The organism is Streptomyces vilmorinianum, assembly GCF_005517195.1.
Lineage (GTDB): Bacteria > Actinomycetota > Actinomycetes > Streptomycetales > Streptomycetaceae > Streptomyces > Streptomyces vilmorinianum.
The window spans coordinates 2,118,968-2,134,892 of the sequence record NZ_CP040244.1 but is presented as its reverse complement, the minus strand read 5'-3'; the positions used below and the strand labels follow the sequence as shown (position 1 = coordinate 2,134,892).

At 71.8% G+C, this 15,925-nt stretch carries 13 protein-coding genes; 4 read left to right on the top strand and 9 right to left on the bottom strand.

From position 1 onward, the window contains the following. Window positions 1-141: 141 nt before the first annotated feature. Window positions 142-837, bottom strand: a complete 696-nt coding sequence (locus FDM97_RS09955; RefSeq protein ID WP_254705549.1) for a class I SAM-dependent methyltransferase — start codon at window positions 835-837, stop codon at window positions 142-144. A gap of 159 nt (window positions 838-996) precedes the next feature. On the opposite strand from FDM97_RS09955, the gene FDM97_RS09950 reads away from it, so the two are divergent. Continuing rightward, window positions 997-1,296, top strand: a complete 300-nt coding sequence (locus tag FDM97_RS09950; RefSeq protein WP_137990042.1) for a DUF6343 family protein — start codon at window positions 997-999, stop codon at window positions 1,294-1,296. A gap of 9 nt (window positions 1,297-1,305) precedes the next feature. Here FDM97_RS09950 and FDM97_RS09945 read toward each other — a convergent pair whose 3' ends face one another. The 4 genes from FDM97_RS09945 to rpsA all read right to left on the bottom strand — a co-directional run bounded on the left by FDM97_RS09945 (window position 1,306) and on the right by rpsA (window position 5,120). Continuing rightward, complete coding sequence (locus FDM97_RS09945; RefSeq protein ID WP_137990041.1) at window positions 1,306-1,680, bottom strand: tetratricopeptide repeat protein; 375 nt, start codon at window positions 1,678-1,680, stop codon at window positions 1,306-1,308. A 155-nt stretch (window positions 1,681-1,835) separates the two neighbouring features. Then, window positions 1,836-2,444, bottom strand: coding sequence for a dephospho-CoA kinase (gene coaE / locus FDM97_RS09940; protein WP_137990040.1), 609 nt, complete (start codon window positions 2,442-2,444; stop codon window positions 1,836-1,838). Window positions 2,445-2,502: 58 nt separating this feature from the next. Then, on the bottom strand, window positions 2,503-3,441 hold the full coding sequence (locus FDM97_RS09935) for a PAC2 family protein (protein ID WP_137990039.1): 939 nt from the start codon (window positions 3,439-3,441) through the stop codon (window positions 2,503-2,505). A 176-nt stretch (window positions 3,442-3,617) separates the two neighbouring features. Beyond that, window positions 3,618-5,120 carry a 30S ribosomal protein S1 gene (gene rpsA, locus FDM97_RS09930; protein WP_019885395.1) on the bottom strand — a complete coding sequence of 501 codons (1,503 nt, stop codon included), beginning with the start codon at window positions 5,118-5,120 and terminating at the stop codon, window positions 3,618-3,620. 345 nt (window positions 5,121-5,465) lie between these two features. Here rpsA and FDM97_RS09925 point away from each other — a divergent pair, with 345 nt between their 5' ends. Then, window positions 5,466-6,293 carry a class I SAM-dependent methyltransferase gene (locus FDM97_RS09925; RefSeq protein WP_137990038.1) on the top strand — a complete coding sequence of 276 codons (828 nt, stop codon included), beginning with the start codon at window positions 5,466-5,468 and terminating at the stop codon, window positions 6,291-6,293. A 99-nt stretch (window positions 6,294-6,392) separates the two neighbouring features. Further along, the gene (hrpB, locus tag FDM97_RS09920) at window positions 6,393-8,948 is read left to right on the top strand and encodes an ATP-dependent helicase HrpB (RefSeq protein ID WP_137990037.1); all 2,556 of its coding nucleotides are present in this window, start codon (window positions 6,393-6,395) and stop codon (window positions 8,946-8,948) included. On the opposite strand, the gene FDM97_RS09915 is transcribed toward hrpB, so the two are convergent. The 3 genes from FDM97_RS09915 to FDM97_RS09905 form a co-directional block, all read right to left on the bottom strand. Next, a complete protein-coding gene (locus tag FDM97_RS09915; RefSeq protein ID WP_137990036.1) occupies window positions 8,932-9,894 on the bottom strand; it encodes a cell envelope lipid trafficking protein PgfA in 963 nt (320 codons plus the stop codon). The genes hrpB and FDM97_RS09915 overlap by 17 nt on opposite strands. A gap of 13 nt (window positions 9,895-9,907) precedes the next feature. Continuing rightward, window positions 9,908-10,048: an SPW_0924 family protein gene (locus FDM97_RS09910; protein ID WP_137990035.1), complete on the bottom strand. Its 141-nt coding sequence runs from the start codon at window positions 10,046-10,048 to the stop codon at window positions 9,908-9,910. Between the two features lie 192 nt (window positions 10,049-10,240). Further along, the gene (locus FDM97_RS09905; RefSeq protein WP_137990034.1) at window positions 10,241-11,980 is read right to left on the bottom strand and encodes a lytic transglycosylase domain-containing protein; all 1,740 of its coding nucleotides are present in this window, start codon (window positions 11,978-11,980) and stop codon (window positions 10,241-10,243) included. 235 nt (window positions 11,981-12,215) lie between these two features. Between FDM97_RS09905 and FDM97_RS09900 the strand changes: the two genes are divergently transcribed. Beyond that, window positions 12,216-13,082, top strand: coding sequence for a DUF4184 family protein (locus tag FDM97_RS09900; protein WP_137990033.1), 867 nt, complete (start codon window positions 12,216-12,218; stop codon window positions 13,080-13,082). 55 nt (window positions 13,083-13,137) lie between these two features. On the opposite strand, the gene polA is transcribed toward FDM97_RS09900, so the two are convergent. Then, window positions 13,138-15,849, bottom strand: a complete 2,712-nt coding sequence (gene polA, locus FDM97_RS09895) for a DNA polymerase I (protein ID WP_137990032.1) — start codon at window positions 15,847-15,849, stop codon at window positions 13,138-13,140. Window positions 15,850-15,925: the final 76 nt, after the last annotated feature.

Sequence of the window (15,925 nt, the reverse complement as noted above, 5' to 3'; positions counted from 1 at the left end):
TACGGCCTCGTTGCGGAGCAACTCCCCGATAGCGCGGCTCTCCTGGTCCATGCGTGCCTCCCCCGTCGGGGGTCGGATCCCCCGTCCCGTACCGCCTCACACCCCGGAGCCGGCGCGTTCCGGCACCCGACTCGGTCTCCTTCAGGGGGACTTGGGCCGGGCCCTCACCCATGTGGCGTCGTCCGTCAGGTAGGTGTCCACCACGAGCCCCGCCTCGCCCAGATGGCGCTCGAAGTCCTCCTTGCTCAGGTGCCGGGACCGGAACGTCTGGGTCCAGGTCGTGTCCGGGAAGACGTACTCGGCGAGGACCGAGTCGACGCCGTCCCCGACCGGGTCCGCCGACACGATCCGTACCGTGCAGCCCGCCGGGTCCTCTCGTTCGCGCGGCAGGTTCCGGTGCCAGTCCTCCCCCTCGCGCTGGATCAGCACGCAGCCGTCGTCCGTCACATGCCGTCTGCAGGTCTCCAGGAATGCCTGCCGGGTGCGGTGCTCAGCCGTGTGCACCAGGAAGGAGGCGAGTATCACCACGTCGAACCGCCGCGCCAGCTCCAGCGATTCGATCGGGCTCCGCACCGCCTCCACGCCCGGTACGCGCTCCCGGACGGCCTCCAGCATCTCGGCCGACTCGTCCACCGCCGTCACGGCGAAGCCCCGCCGGACGAGAGGCTCCGTCACCCGCCCTGCCCCGCAGCCCAGTTCGAGCAGCGAGGCACCGGCCGGCACGGCGGCCTCGATCACGTCCGGTTCGATCCCGGCCCCGAGACGCCGGTACACGTCCACGGCGCAGCCGTCCGGAGTGATGGCTCCGGGCCCCGTCCCTTGGTGTCCCTCACGCATCCGTACGCTCATGCCCCGGAGAACGAGGTTCCCGGGACGGCCGTTCCCGCTCTCACCCCGGGGACCGAGATACCCCCCGTTCGAGTGACGTTCGCCCCTGCCTGTCGGGGGTAGACCCTCAGTAGACCCTCAGGGGTTCTCCGAGGAGATGCGACCGTCATGCGTACTGGGAGTGAACCCGCGACCGCGCGCAGTCCCCTGCGGATGCGGTTCTGGCTGAGTCTGTGGGGTCTGATCTGGGCGGTCTTCGGCACGACGGTGTTCGCCCTGGTCGGCAGTCCGGGGTGGGCGGCGGCCTGCGGCGTGCTGTTCGTGGTGGCCGCGGTCGACATGTCGATGGTGCTGCGCCACATCCACCAGGGGCCGCACTGGCAGCCCGGCCGGGACATCCCGCCGTACGAGCCCGATCACGGCGGCACGGGCCGCCGTACCGGGCCGGACCCCCGCCTGAGGCCCTGACGCGAGCGGTCAGGCCTCGGCCTCCGGGCCGAAGCGGGCCGCCTCCAGGTACTCCGGCTTCGGGTCGAGCGCGGCCGCGAGCCGGAAGTGCCGGGTGGCCTGGTCGGGACGGCCGGAGCGCTGGAAGGTGCGGGCCAGCGCGAAGTGCGCGAACGCGTTGTCCGGCTCGTGATCCACGATGTGCTGGAACTCGCGCTCCGCCGAGCGCAGTTGGGCGGCCGCGAAGTAGGCGCGCGCCCGCAGCAGGCGCGCCGCCCTGCTCTCCGGGTGAGCGGCGATGACCGAGTCGAGCAGCTTGATCGCGCCCCGCGGGTCACGGGCCGAGAGCAGTTGCTCGGCCGCACGGAAGTCGATGACGTGGGTCTCCGGGCTTGTCTCGGCCACGGTGGCATCCTTCCCCTTGCTCCGGCGGTTCAACATCGGGCACGGCAGCGGTATTCCGTACGGGAATACGATCCGACGACCGCCCGCCACCCGTACCCGTACCCGCCATCCCTACCCAGGCGGAGGCGCCGCCGATCTGCCGGTCCGGCCGCCTTCTAACGGTCCCCTGCGGCCGCTCGCCGTACGAGCTCCTCCCACACCTTCCGGACCTGGGGTTCCAGCGCCTCCAGCGGCCCGTCGTTGTCGATGACGAGGTCCGCGATCGCCCGGCGCTGCGCAGGCGTCGCCTGGGCAGCCATCCGGGCCCGCGCCTCGGCCTCTGCCATGCCGCGCAGCCGTACCAGCCGGTCGAGCTGCGTCTCGGGGGACGCGTCGACGACGACGACCACGTCGTAGAGCGGGGCGAGGCCGTTCTCGGTGAGGAGGGGCACGTCGTGGACGACGACGTCGTCCGGTCCCGCCGTGCTCTCCAGCTCGGCGGAGCGGGCGCCGACGAGGGGGTGGACGATGGCGTTCAGGGTGGCCAGGCTGTCGGTGTCGGCGAAGACGATCGAGCCGAGCTTCGGCCGGTCCAGGGTGCCCTGCTCGGTCAGGATCTCCGCCCCGAACGCCTCCACGACGGCCGCGAGCCCGGGTGTCCCGGGCTCGACGACCTCGCGCGCGATCTTGTCGGCGTCGATCAGCACGGCCCCGTACGAGACGAGGAGCCGCGACACTTCACTCTTGCCGGCGCCGATACCGCCGGTCAGGCCCACCTTCAGCATGAGCGGCAGCTTAGGACCCCCGCCCGGGCGCCGCCCGGCTGGGGTTGTGCGTCGCCGGCTATGCGTCGCCCTCGCGCTCCGCGAGGAAGCGCTCGAACTCGCGGCCCAGTTCGTCCGCCGACGGCAGCTCGACGGCCTCCGCGACCAGGTTGCCGCGGGTCTCGGCGCCGGCCATCGCGTCGTACTGGTGCTCAAGGCCCTGGACCAGGGCCGTCAGCTCGTCGTCGCCCTCGCCGATCTGGCGCTCGATCTCGGTCTGGGTGCGCCGGGCCTCCGTGCGCAGCGCGTGCGCGACACCCGGCAGCACGAGCCCGGTGGCGGCCGTGATGGCCTCCAGGGCGGTCAGTGCGGCATCGGGGTAGGAGGAGCGGGCGACGTAGTGCGGGACGTGCGCCGCGACACCGAGCGTGTCGTAGCCGGACTCCGTGAGCCGGTACTCGACGAGCGACTCGGCGCTGCCGGGCACCTGGGCCTCGTCGAAGGGGCTACGGTGGCCGGGCATGAGGTCCGTACGGCTGCCGTGCGGGGTGAGTCCGACGGGCCGGGTGTGCGGGACGCCCATGGGGATGCCGTGGAAGTTCACGGAGAGCCGTACGCCGAGACGTTCGACGATCTGGCGGACGGCGGCGGCGAAGCGCTCCCACTCCACGTCCGGCTCGGGGCCGGAGAGCAGCAGGAAAGGCGCGCCGGTGGCGTCCTGGACGAGCCGGACCTCGAGGGCGGGTGTCTCGTACGCCGTCCATCGGTCGCGCCGGAACGTGAGCAGGGGCCGGCGGGCTCGGTAGTCCACGAGCCGGTCGTGGTCGAAGCGGGCCACCACCTGGTGCGGCAGCGTGTCCAGCAGGCGGTCGACGATCTGCTCGCCGGTCTCACCCGCGTCGATGTAGCCGTCGAAGTGGTAGAGCATGACCAACCCGGCCGACTCCTGCGCCAGGGCCACGTCCACCACGGCCAGGCCCTTCTGGTCCCATTCGTACAAATCCTGGGGATCAAGCACGATTACCGCTCCTCCTCGCGTTCCTAGGAAAGAACGCCCCTGAGGGCAGGAGCATTCCCCGAGACAGGGTTTTCGTGTGCGGACCGTCAGCGCGCGAGCACACGACTGAGGCCCGCTCCCCCGGAGGGGAACGGGCCTCGATCGTTGGCTAGCTAGTGCCTAGCAGCAGAGCCGATTCAGCTCTGGCCGCCGGCCAGCTTCTCGCGCAGGGCAGCCAGGGCCTCGTCCGACGCCAGGGCGCCGGAGTTGTCGTCCGACTCCGAGGAGTACGAACCACCCGAGACGCCCGCCGGGGCACCGGCCGGAGCGGCGGCGCCACCCTCGGCAGCGGCGGCCTCGTCGGCCTCGCGGGACTTGATGACCTGAGCCTGGTGCTGCTCGAAGCGCTGCTGCGCCTCGGCGTACTGGGTCTCCCAGGCCTCGCGCTGGGTCTCGTAGCCCTCGAGCCAGTCGTTGGTCTCGGGGTCGAAGCCCTCGGGGTAGATGTAGTTGCCCTGGTCGTCGTAGGACGCGGCCATGCCGTACAGGGTCGGGTCGAACTCGACCGACGCCGGGTCGGCACCGAAGGACTCGTTGGCCTGCTTCAGGGACAGCGAGATCCGGCGACGCTCGAGGTCGATGTCGATGACCTTGACGAAGATCTCGTCGTTGACCTGGACGACCTGCTCCGGGATCTCCACGTGGCGCTCGGCCAGCTCGGAGATGTGGACCAGACCCTCGATGCCCTCGTCCACGCGGACGAACGCACCGAACGGAACCAGCTTGGTGACCTTGCCCGGGACGACCTGACCGATCTGGTGCGTACGGGCGAACTGCTGCCACGGGTCCTCCTGCGTCGCCTTCAGCGACAGGGAGACACGCTCGCGGTCCATGTCCACGTCGAGAACCTCGACGGTGACCTCCTGGCCGACCTCGACAACCTCGGACGGGTGGTCGATGTGCTTCCAGGACAGCTCGGAGACGTGCACGAGGCCGTCGACGCCACCCAGGTCCACGAAGGCACCGAAGTTGACGATCGAGGACACGACGCCGGAGCGGACCTGACCCTTCTGGAGGGTCGTGAGGAAGGTCTGGCGAACCTCGGACTGGGTCTGCTCCAGCCAGGCACGGCGGGACAGGACCACGTTGTTGCGGTTCTTGTCCAGCTCGATGATCTTCGCCTCGAGCTCCTTGCCCACGTAGGGCTGGAGGTCGCGGACGCGGCGCATCTCGACCAGGGAGGCCGGGAGGAAGCCGCGGAGGCCGATGTCGAGGATGAGACCACCCTTGACGACCTCGATGACGGTACCGGTGACGATGCCGTCCTCTTCCTTGATCTTCTCGATGGTGCCCCAGGCGCGCTCGTACTGGGCACGCTTCTTCGAGAGGATCAGGCGGCCTTCCTTGTCCTCCTTCTGGAGAACCAGGGCCTCGATCTCGTCGCCGACCTTGACGACCTCGTTCGGGTCGACGTCGTGCTTGATCGAGAGCTCGCGGCTCGGGATGACACCTTCGGTCTTGTAACCGATGTCGAGCAGGACCTCGTCCCGGTCGACCTTCACGATGACGCCGTCGACGATGTCGCCGTCGTTGAAGTACTTGATCGTCTCGTCGATCGCGGCGAGGAAGGCTTCCTCGTTACCGATGTCGTTGACCGCAACCTGCGGGGTGGTGGCGGTGGTCTCGGTGCTGCTCGTCATGTGGGAAAGGGCTCCGGTTACGGACAGAAAGTCGTAGGTACTGCTACGCCGTGAGCCCGTATCGCACTGAAGAAGCCGGACAGCCAATGAAGCGCCTTGCCGATGAACGGTGGGGCGCCCCGAAAACCGAGGGGACATACAACAGGTGCGAGCGCGGCCTGCTCCGTCTGAGGCGCGCAGGCCCGCAGCGCAACCTTTAGCATACGGGGGCGGCCGGACAGGGTCAATGCGCGAAGCGCGCACCCGGGGCAGATCGCCACATAACCGGCACAACTCGTGTCTCCCCAGGCCATCCGGCACGGGGCAGCGCAGCCGCGCTGAGCGCAAACTACATCGACGGGCGAGATGAACCAAGAGTACGAACAGAAAGACGGACCCGGGGACGAGCCGGAGGCGACCCGGCGTGATGCCGGGGACGCGGAGAGCAGCCGGGCGAGCCGTGGCTGGTGGGACCGGAACGCCGACGAGTACCAGAGCGAGCACGGAGCCTTCCTCGGGGACGACCGGTTCGTGTGGGGTCCCGAGGGCCTGGACGAGGCCGAGGCGGGGCTCCTCGGCCCGGCGGGCTCACTGAAGGGGCTGGACGTCCTCGAGATCGGCGCGGGCGCGGCGCAGTGCTCGCGCTGGCTGGCGGCGCAGGGGGCGCGGCCGGTGGCGCTCGACCTCTCGCACCGGCAGCTCCAGCACGCGCTGCGGATCGGCGAGGACGTGCCGCTGGTCGAGGCGGACGCGGGGGCGCTGCCTTTCCGCGACGGCTCCTTCGACCTGGCGTGCTCGGCGTACGGCGCGGTGCCGTTCGTGGCGGACCCGGTGAAGGTGTTCCGCGAGGTGCGCCGGGTGCTGCGGCCCGGCGGGCGGTGGGTCTTCTCGGTGACGCACCCGATCCGCTGGGCGTTCCCGGACGAGCCGGGCCCCGAGGGCCTGTCGGTCGCGGCCTCCTACTTCGACCGCACGCCGTATGTGGAGCAGGACGAGCAGGGCCGGGCCGTATATGTGGAGCACCACCGGACGATCGGCGACCGGGTACGGGACGTGGTGGCCGGCGGCTTCCGGCTGGTGGACCTGGTCGAGCCGGAGTGGCCGGCCTGGAACAGCCAGGAGTGGGGCGGCTGGTCCCCGCTGCGGGGGAACCTGATCCCGGGTACGGCGATCTTCGTGTGCGAGAGGGACTGAACCCCCTTCACCGTCGGCGACTCGCTATTCGTCATATGAAAGGACCGTCCCTGTGGACAGCGGGGTCCGGCACCGGCGGCGACGTACGAAACTGAGTGCGTGATCCGAAACGACGCACTCGACCGTCTCCCCGTCCGCCATGCCGTCCCCGAGCTGCTGACCGCGCTCGAGGAGCGCGGCACGGCGGTGCTGTACGCGCCTCCCGGCACCGGCAAGACGACGCTGGTGCCGCTGGCGCTCGCGGGTCTTATAGGGGACGGGCCGCGGCGTCGGGTGCTGGTGGCCGAGCCGCGCCGGATGGCGGTGCGGGCGGCGGCGCGGCGGATGGCGTGGCTGCTGGGCCAGGACGTCGGCGAGGCCGTCGGCTTCTCGGTCCGCGGCGAGCGCCGGGCCGGGCCGGCGACCCGCGTCGAGGTGGTGACCACGGGCGTCCTGCTCCAGCGGCTCCAGCGTGATCCGGAGCTCGGGGGCGTGGACGTGGTGCTGCTCGACGAGTGCCACGAGCGGCATCTGGACGCGGACACCGCGATGGCCTTCCTGGTGGACGTACGGGCGACGCTGCGACCGGAGCTGAAGCTGATCGCGGCGTCGGCGACGAGCGACGCCGAGGCGTGGGCGCACCTGCTGACGATGCTGGACGGCAGTGGCGGCCCGGCGCCGATCGTGCGGGCGGAGGGCAGGATCCACGGGTCGGCGATCCACTTCGCCCCACCGCCCGCCGGGATCCGGCCGGCCCACGGCACCTGGGTGGACCCGGCTCTGCTGCGCCATGTCGCCGCCACGGTCCGCATGGCGCTGGAACGCCACGAGGGCGACCTTCTCTGTTTCCTGCCGGGCACGGGCGAGATCGCGCGGACGGCGGGGCTCCTCGCGGATCTCGGCGCCGAGGTGCTCCAGCTGCACGGGCGCGCCCCGGCGGCGGTGCAGGACGCGGTCCTGCGGGGGAGGGAGCCCGGCGGGCGGCGCCGGGTGGTCCTGGCGACCTCGGTGGCGGAGTCGAGCCTGACGGTGCCGGGGGTGCGGATCGTGGTGGACTCCGGGCTCGTCCGGGAGCCGCGGACGGACCACGCGCGGGGACTGGGTTCGCTGGCCACCGTGCCGGTGTCGGTCGCGGTCGCGACGCAGCGCACCGGACGCGCCGGGCGCGAGGCTTTCGGGACGGTGTACCGCTGCTGGTCGCCGGCGGAGGACGCACGCCAGGCCCGGTTCCCCTCGCCCGAGATCAAGGTCGCGGATCTGGCCTCGTTCGCCCTGCGGGCGGCGTGCTGGGGCGACCCGTCGGCGCGGGGGCTCGCCCTCCTCGACGCCCCGCCTGCCGGGGCGATGGCGGCGGCCCGGTCCGTGCTGACGTCCATCGGAGCGGTGGACGAGGAGGGCAGGGCGACGGAGCGGGGTGCACGGATGTCCCGGCTCGGGGTCCATCCGCGGCTGGCCAGGGCCCTGCTGGACAGCGCGCCCGAGGTCGGGGCGCGCCGGGCGGCGGAGGTGGTGGCGCTGCTGAGCGAGGAGCCGCCCCGGGAGTACGGCGACGACCTTGCCGCGGCCTGGCGGGCGGCGCGCAGAGGCGACGACGGCTACGGAGCGCGCTGGCGGGCGGAGGCCCGGCGCCTGGAGCGGTCGGCCGCCGAGGCGGGACCGGCGCCCGCGTCCTCGGGGGCCGTCGCGGGGAACGGGGACGACTTCGTGGCGGGGCTGGTGACCGCGTTCGCCTTTCCCGAGCGGGTCGCCAGGGCGCGCGAGGGCGGCGGGTTGCTGATGGTGTCGGGGACGGGCGCCGAGCTCGCCGGCGGCTCGGGACTGGGCAGCGCGCCCTGGCTGGCCGTCGCCGTGGCGGACCGGACCGCGCGCAGTGCCACGGCCCGGGTGCGGCTGGCGGCCGTGGTGGACGAGGACGTGGCGCGGGCCGCCGCCGGGCATCTGCTCCAGGAGGGCGAGGAGGTCCACTGGGAGGAAGGGGACGTGGTGGCCCGGTCCGTGTCGCGGCTGGGTGCGGTAGAGCTGTCCGCCCGCCCGCTCAGGGAGGACGCCGATCCCGCGCTCGTACGGGCGGCTCTGCTGGACGGGCTGCGGCGCGAGGGGCTCGGGCTGTTGCGATGGAGCCGGGAGTCGCGGGAGCTGAGAGAGCGGCTGGGCTTTCTGCGGCGGGTTCTGGGCGACCCCTGGCCTGAGGTGTCGCGGGAGTCCCTGCTCGACCGGGCGGAGGAGTGGCTGGAGCCCGAGCTGTCCCGGGCGCGGCGGCGGGCCGATCTCGGCCGGATCGACGCGGGTCAGGCGCTCCAGCGGCTGCTGCCCTGGGCGACGGGCGAGGCGGGCCGTCTCGACGAGCTGGCACCCGAGCGGATCGAGGTGCCCAGCGGGTCACGGATACGGGTCGACTACAGCGGCGAGCAGCCGGTCCTCGCGGTGAAGCTGCAGGAGATGTTCGGTCTGGGCGAGACACCGCGGGTGGCGGGGACACCGGTCGTGGTCCATCTCCTCTCCCCCGCCGGGCGCCCGGCGGCCGTCACCGCCGATCTGGCCTCGTTCTGGCGGGAGGGCTACCGCTCGGTGCGGGCGGAGTTGCGTGGGCGCTACCCGCGGCATCCGTGGCCGGAGGATCCGGCGGGGGCGGAGCCGACGCGGCACACCAGCGCGCGGCTCAGGAGGGAGAGGTAGCGGGCTCCGGGGCCGGGCGCCGGCCGCGGGCCTCCAGCCAGAGGGCGAGGGCGAGCAGGGCGAGAGCCAGGGTGACGAAGGTCCACGGCAGATAGGAGGTGACGAGAAGGACGATCATCCGGTTGGTCTTGACCAGCTCGACGGTGGACCGGATGTAGTCCTCGCGCATCTTCACGTGACCGGAGAAGGCGGTGACCTTCCACTGGGTCGTGGCGTTGCGGAGCTCCTCCTTGTGGATCTCCTCGCCGTTGACGGGAGCGCCGGTGACGGGGTCGATCCAGAACATCCGCTTGGTGGTGTACCAGATGGTCATGCCGGACTGGGCGATCATCTCGGGGGTGACGCCCTCGATGGGCATCTTCTTGGGCATGGGGACCTTGGTCCAGGGGATGGTCTGCTCGAAGTAGTAGACCTCCATGCCACGGAAGGTGCGGGTGCCCTTGTAGTGGATGGGGGCCGTGGTGCGGGACCGGGCGTCGAAGTACTGGTAGTCCCGCTTCTCGGTGAGGAAGGGCCACTTGAACTCGATGCCCTCGCGCCGCACGGCGTCGCCGTCGACCATCTCCCCGGTGGCGTGGACGGGGTCCTGGGTGTGGGCGTCGAAGATGTAGCGCTCGGGGATCTGGGAGACCATCTTGCCGTCGGGGCCGGTGATGTGGGAGAGCGCGTCCCACACGACGACGTCACGGCCGGCGTCCCGCTCGATCCGCTTCGACTCCTCCACATTGCCCTTGAGGGTCTGGATGATCGTGAGCTTCTCGACTTCCTTGGCCGTGAGGGTCGAGTAGTCGACGAGGGTCGCGGGCTTCGCCTCCAGTACCACCTCCTGGTACTGGTTCGGCGGGATCTTCACCACGCGGGGGAAGACGTACCACCGCAGGGTGGGGGCCATCGCGGCGAAGAAGACGGCGAAGGAGAGCAGGACGAGACTCGCTCGGCGGCGCATGGGCTCGCTCCTCCTACTTCTTGGGGCCGGGGTCGGCGGTGAGGAGGGGCCGGGGCGACGTGGGCCCGTCGGGCGGCAGGTCGACCACCGCGACGAGGAGGACGACGAGGAGGACTGGGACCAGCCCGATGGCGGCGGCTACGAGGGCGCGCATGGTCGGCCTCCCGGTGCTCGATCTGATGCGGCGTCAGGGCTGGGGCACCGTAGCAACGCGACCGCGAGATGAGAACACGTTGCACTCAGAACCCAGGGCGCGGGACGCAGAGCGCCGCCCCTGTGTCCGGGGGACTCAGGGGCGGCGGCGGGGTCGTACGGGGCCCGGTGGCGTGCACCGGCCAGGGGCCGGTCAGGGCGTCGGCGTGGGCTCGGGCGAGTCCGGGCTCGGGGTCGGCGTCGGCGTCGGCGTCGGCGTCGGCGTCGGTTCCGTGGCCGGGGCGGTGACCTTGAGCTCGATGGTCACGCTGCCGCCGCCGGGCGCGGTCAGCCGCAGCAGGAAGGTGCCTGCCTGGTCGTCGGTGTAGATGTCGGGAAGGGTGAGCAGACCGTTCGCGTCCGTCTTCAGGCCCGTGAGCGTGCGCAGCGGGTTGCCGTTCGCGTCCTTGAAGTACGGGCCGAGCGTGTTGGTCTGCGGGTCGTCCGCCGAGGTGATCATGGTCGCGGTCAGGCCGACCGACGAGGCGGCGGCGCCGTCGAGGGTGGCTTTCACCAGGATGCGGTCGGCGAACTGCCCGCCGGTGGTGGCCGTCAGGGCCGTGGAGTCGGCGCGGACCAGTGTGTCGGCCTGCCGCTCGGTGACGGTCGCGGTGAAGTCGACGGGCGCGAGCGCGCGGCCCACGACCGTGGCCCGGACGGTGAACGTGCCCGTCTGCTCTCCGGCCCGGACGGGCGGCGCGACGGCGCTGCCGGTGGCGTCGGTGGTGACGGTCACGCTCTTCGCCACGCCGCCGAAGTTGGCGTCGGTGGCGCCGACGATCTCGAACCGCACACCGAGTCCCGCGACCGCCTTGCCCGCCGAGTCCAGCGCCACGACCGTGGGCCGTGCGGCGAAGACGCCGCCCGCGGTGGCCGTGAGCGTGCTCGTGCCGGTGGCGTTGATCCGCACCACCCGCGCGGTCGCCGGCGCGGTCGTGGACGGGGTGCTCGGTGAAGGAGTGCTCGGCGTGGTCGGGTTCGGCTTGGGCGTCGTGGACGGCGAGGGCGACGGGGTCGGCGACGGGGTGGCCGGCGTCGTCGGCGAGGGGCCGCGGGGCGTATCGCTGCGGTCCACCGGCAGCACACCCTGGCCGTCCGGGACCTGGTGGCTGCCGCGCTTGTAGTACTCGAACCAGGACAGCACCGTGTTCAGGTACTCGGTCGAGCGGTTGTAGCTGAGGATCGCCCGGTCCAGGTCGGCCTTGACCGCGAGGTCGCGGTTGTTGGCGCAGAGATAGAGACCGGCGGCCTGGGCGGCGTCGTAGATGTTGTTGGGGTCCTTGCGGCCGTCGCCGTTGGCGTCCTGACCCCAGGTCGCCCAGGTGGAGGGGATGAACTGCATCGGGCCGACGGCGCGGTCGTGCGTCGAGTCGCCGTCGAAGGCGCCCTTGTCGGTGTCCGAGATGTTGGCGAAGCCGACACCGTTGAGGACGGGGCCGAGGATCGGCGAGAGCGTGGTGCCGTTGGCGTCGACACGACCACCGCGCGCCTGCCCGGACTCGACCTTGCCGATGCCGGCGAGCAGCTGCCACGGAAGGTGGCAGCCGGGGTCGCTGGACCGTATCGACTGCTCCGCCCGCTTGTAGGCGGCGAGCACGGTGGCGGGGATACCGGCCTCGGCGGGGCCGGTGACGATCGGCAGGTCTATCGAAGTGCCGGGCTTGTTCGGCGTGTTCAGCGGGGGCAGATCGGTGTAGTACGGGGAGTCGCCGGTCGCCGAGCCGTCGGCCGGCGGCGTGTCACCTGCGCCGACGGGACGGTCTCCGCCCGCGTTGTCCGAGGGCGGCGGTATCGCACCAGGCCCCTGCGAAGCGGCCAGGGCCGCCACCGCAGCGGCCACGACAGCACCGCTGGTGGCTCCTCGGCGCAGCCGGCGGCCGAATTGCGCTGCCATACGTATGGTCCCTCCCCGTCGCCTGCACTCGCGCTCCCCGCGCGTGGACTCAGGAGACCCTATGACACCTACGCGCCCCGGAACACCGAGCCCTGACCGTGTTTCACGCTTTCGTCACCTCTTGGCCGCCTGTGATCCGGGCGGAAAAACGCTCCCGCATACTGGGCGTGACCACGCCGACCACCGCCCGCGAGGGGAGCCAGGGGGCCGGCACAGATCACAGGGGGATGTTCCGATGCCGTTCACGCTGAGTCATGCCGCCGCGGTGCTGCCGGGCATCCGCCGCGACGGCACCGCACGCGGGCCACTGGTCGCCTCCGCGCTCGTGGCGGGCTCGTTCGCGCCCGACATGACCTATTTCGCGGCCACGGCGATCCCGGACGCGATGGTCTTCGGCGATGTCACGCACTCCGCGCTCGGGATCGTGACCGTCGATGTGCTCATCACCGCGGCACTGGTGGCGGTGTGGCTGATGGTGCGTGAGCCGCTGGTGGCCCTGCTGCCGGCCCACCGGCAGGGCCGGGTGTACGGGTTCGTCCGGGGCCGCCCCTGGCGGGGCCGGCCGGCGGCGCCGCCGGCCGCGTGGTTCTGTGTGTCGGCGGCGCTCGGGGCCACGACCCATGTGGTGTGGGACTCCTTCACCCACCTCGACCGCTTCGGCACGCGGTCGATCCCGGTCCTCGGCGAGCTCGTGGCCGGCTTCCCGGTCTATCTGTATCTGCAGTACGGCGGTTCGGCGCTGGCCCTCGTCCTGCTCGTGTGGTTCACGGTACGGGCCCTGCGCGCGGCGTCCGGGGACACGGCGCCGCCCGCGCGGGTGCCGGTCCTGAGCCGACGGGGCCGGTGGCTGGCGGGCGGGCTGATCGGGGCGTGCGTCCTGGCCGGAGTCGTGCACCGCTGCCTGCGCTGGTACGCGTACTGGGGCCGCGTCGAGACGCCCCTCGACATCATCCCGACCGCCTGCTTCGGGGGCGGTGCGGGACTCGCCGTCGGTCTCGTGCTGTACGGCGCGGGGATGCGGCTGCGACTGCGGGGCGCCCCTGAGACGCCGGAGGCGTCCTTGGATCGTCAGCCGGTGCACTCCCGTCCGGGAGCTCGCTGATCCCCGATCCGGCCCCGGCTCCGGGGCGCGCCCCGGAGCCGGATCCGACGGCGCGTCAGTGCGCGGCCGACTCCCAGTCCGGGCCCACGCCGACCGAGACGTCGAGCGGGGCGCGGAGGGTGACCGCCGTGGCCATCTCCTTGCGGACCAGCGCCTCGACCTGCTCGCGCTCCCCCGGGGCCACCTCCAGGACGATTTCGTCGTGGACCTGCAGCAGCATGCGGGAGGCGAGACCCGCCCCCGTCAGCGCCCGGTCGACGTTCAGCATCGCGACCTTCACGATGTCGGCCGCCGTGCCCTGGATCGGCGCGTTCAGCGCCATCCGCTCGGCGGCCTCACGGCGCTGGCGGTTGTCGCTGTTCAGATCGGGGAGGTAGCGGCGGCGGCCCAGCATCGTCTCCGTGTAGCCCGTGGCGCGCGCCTCGTCCACGACCCGGCGCAGATAGTCGCGCACCCCGCCGAAGCGCTCGAAGTACGTGTCCATCAGGGCACGCGCCTCGCCCGCCTCGATGTTAAGCTGCTGGGAGAGACCGAACGCGGACAGGCCGTACGCCAAGCCGTACGACATGGCCTTGATCTTGCGCCGCATCTCCGCGTCGACCGCGGACCGCTCGACGCCGAAGACCTGCGAGGCGACCGTGGTGTGCAGGTCCTCGCCGGAGGTGAACGCCTCGATGAGGCCCTCGTCCTCGGACAGATGGGCCATCACGCGCAGCTCGATCTGGCTGTAGTCCGCGGTCATCAGGGCCTCGAAGCCCTCGCCCACGACGAAACCATGGCGGATCGCGCGGCCCTCGTCGGTGCGCACCGGCACGTTCTGAAGGTTCGGGTCGGTGGACGACAGGCGTCCGGTCGCGGCCACCGTCTGGCTGAAGGTAGTGTGGATCCGGCCGTCCGCGGCGATCGTCTTGATCAGACCCTCGACCGTGGAGCGCAGCCGGGCCTGCTCGCGGTGCCGGAGCATGATCACCGGGAGCTCGTGCTCGGTCTGCCCGGCCAGCCAGGCGAGCGCGTCGGCGTCCGTGGTGTACCCGGTCTTGGTCTTCTTCGTCTTCGGCAGGTTCAGCTCGCCGAAGAACACCTCCTGGAGCTGCTTGGGCGAGCCGAGGTTGAACTCGTGCCCCACCGAGGCGTGCGCCTCCTTCACGGCCTGCTGCACCGCGCCGGCGAACTGCTGCTCCATGGCCTCCAGATGGGCGCGGTCGGCGGCGATGCCGTGCCGCTCAAGCCGGGCCAGGAGCGCGGACGTCGGCAGCTCCACCTCGTGCAGGAGCTCGCGGGCACCGACCTCGCCCAGCTTCTCCTCGAAGGCGGCGCCGAGGTCCAGGACGGCCCGGGCCTGGGTCATCAGCGCCTCGGCCTCCGCGGTGTCGTCGGCGCCGAAGGCGAGCTGCCCGTCGGCGGCGGCCGCCGGGGCCAGCTCACGGCCCAGGTACTCCACGGAGAGCGCGTCCAGCGCGAAGGAACGCCGACCGGGCTTGACCAGATAGGCGGCGAGCGCGGTGTCCATGGTGACGCCGGCGACGCTCCAGCCGTGCTCGGGGAAGACCCGCATCGCGCCCTTGGCGTTGTGCAGGACCTTGGGCTGCTCCGGGTCCGCGATCCAGGCGGCGAAGGCCTGCTCGTCGGCCTCGTCGAGCTCGGTGGTGTCGAACCAGGCCGCGGCGCCGTCGGCGGCCGCCAGCGCGATCTCGCTGACGCTGCCGGTGCCCAGCGCCCAGCTGTCGACCGTGGCCACACCCAGCGGCTTGCCGGCGTGCTCGGCGAGCCAGGGCGCGAGCTCGCCCGCGCCGAGAACCGTCCCGTCCAGCTCCACACCCGCGGCGGGGGCGGCGGCCTGCTCCTCGCCCGCACCCGGGTCGACGGCGAGCAGCCGCTCGCGCAGCGAGGGGTTGCGGATCTCCAGGGTGTCGAGGACCAGCGCGACGGCCGTACGGTCGTACGGCGCGCGCTCCAGGTCCTGGACCGTCCTGGGCAGCTCGACGTCCCGGACCATCTCGGTGAGCACGCGGTTGAGCTTGACCGCCTCCAGGTGGTCCCGGAAGTTCTGTCCCGCCTTGCCCTTGACCTCGTCGGCGCGCTCGACCAGCTCCGCGAACGAACCGAACTGGTTGATCCACTTCGCGGCGGTCTTCTCGCCGACGCCGGGGATGCCGGGCAGGTTGTCGGACGGGTCACCGCGCAGCGCGGCGAAGTCCGGGTACTGCTGCGGGGTGAGGCCGTACTTCTCCTGGACCTTCTCGGGCGTGAAACGGGTCAGCTCGGAGACGCCCTTGGTCGGGTACAGCACGGTCACGTGGTCCGTGATCAGCTGGAAGGAGTCCCGGTCGCCGGTGACGATCAGGACCTCGAAGCCCGCGGCCTCGGCCTGCGTGGCGAGCGTGGCGATGACGTCGTCGGCCTCGAAGCCGTCGATGGCGAACCGCTGCGCGTGCATCGCGTCCAGCAGCTCGCCGATCAGCTCCACCTGCCCCTTGAACTCGTCGGGGGTCTTGGAGCGGTTCGCCTTGTACTCCGGGAACTCCTCGGAGCGCCAGGTCTTGCGGGACACGTCGAACGCGACCGCGAAGTGCGTGGGCGCCTCGTCGCGGAGCGTGTTCGCCAGCATCGACGCGAAGCCGTAGATGGCATTGGTCGGCTGCCCGGTCGCGGTGGTGAAGTTCTCCGCGGGCAGCGCGAAGAACGCCCGGTACGCCAGGGAGTGCCCGTCCATGAGGAGCAGGCGCGGACGGTTGTCTTCGGTCTTCTTCGATGCTGTCTCAGCCACGGACACGATCCTGCCACGGACCACTGACATTCCCGCCCACAGCGGCGGCGGGCACCGGCTGTCCGCGGCGCGTGAC

Bases quoted from the DNA above. Each gene is read 5' to 3' on its own strand.
- FDM97_RS09955 (WP_254705549.1), bottom strand. From the start codon at position 837: ATGCGTGAGGGACACCAAGGGACGGGGCCCGGAGCCATCACTCCGGAC.
- FDM97_RS09950 (WP_137990042.1), top strand. From the start codon at position 997: ATGCGTACTGGGAGTGAACCCGCGACCGCGCGCAGTCCCCTGCGGATG.
- coaE (WP_137990040.1), bottom strand. From the start codon at position 2,444: ATGCTGAAGGTGGGCCTGACCGGCGGTATCGGCGCCGGCAAGAGTGAA.
- rpsA (WP_019885395.1), bottom strand. From the start codon at position 5,120: ATGACGAGCAGCACCGAGACCACCGCCACCACCCCGCAGGTTGCGGTC.
- FDM97_RS09925 (WP_137990038.1), top strand. From the start codon at position 5,466: ATGAACCAAGAGTACGAACAGAAAGACGGACCCGGGGACGAGCCGGAG.
- FDM97_RS09915 (WP_137990036.1), bottom strand. From the start codon at position 9,894: ATGCGCCGCCGAGCGAGTCTCGTCCTGCTCTCCTTCGCCGTCTTCTTC.
- FDM97_RS09910 (WP_137990035.1), bottom strand. From the start codon at position 10,048: ATGCGCGCCCTCGTAGCCGCCGCCATCGGGCTGGTCCCAGTCCTCCTC.
- FDM97_RS09905 (WP_137990034.1), bottom strand. From the start codon at position 11,980: ATGGCAGCGCAATTCGGCCGCCGGCTGCGCCGAGGAGCCACCAGCGGT.
- FDM97_RS09900 (WP_137990033.1), top strand. From the start codon at position 12,216: ATGCCGTTCACGCTGAGTCATGCCGCCGCGGTGCTGCCGGGCATCCGC.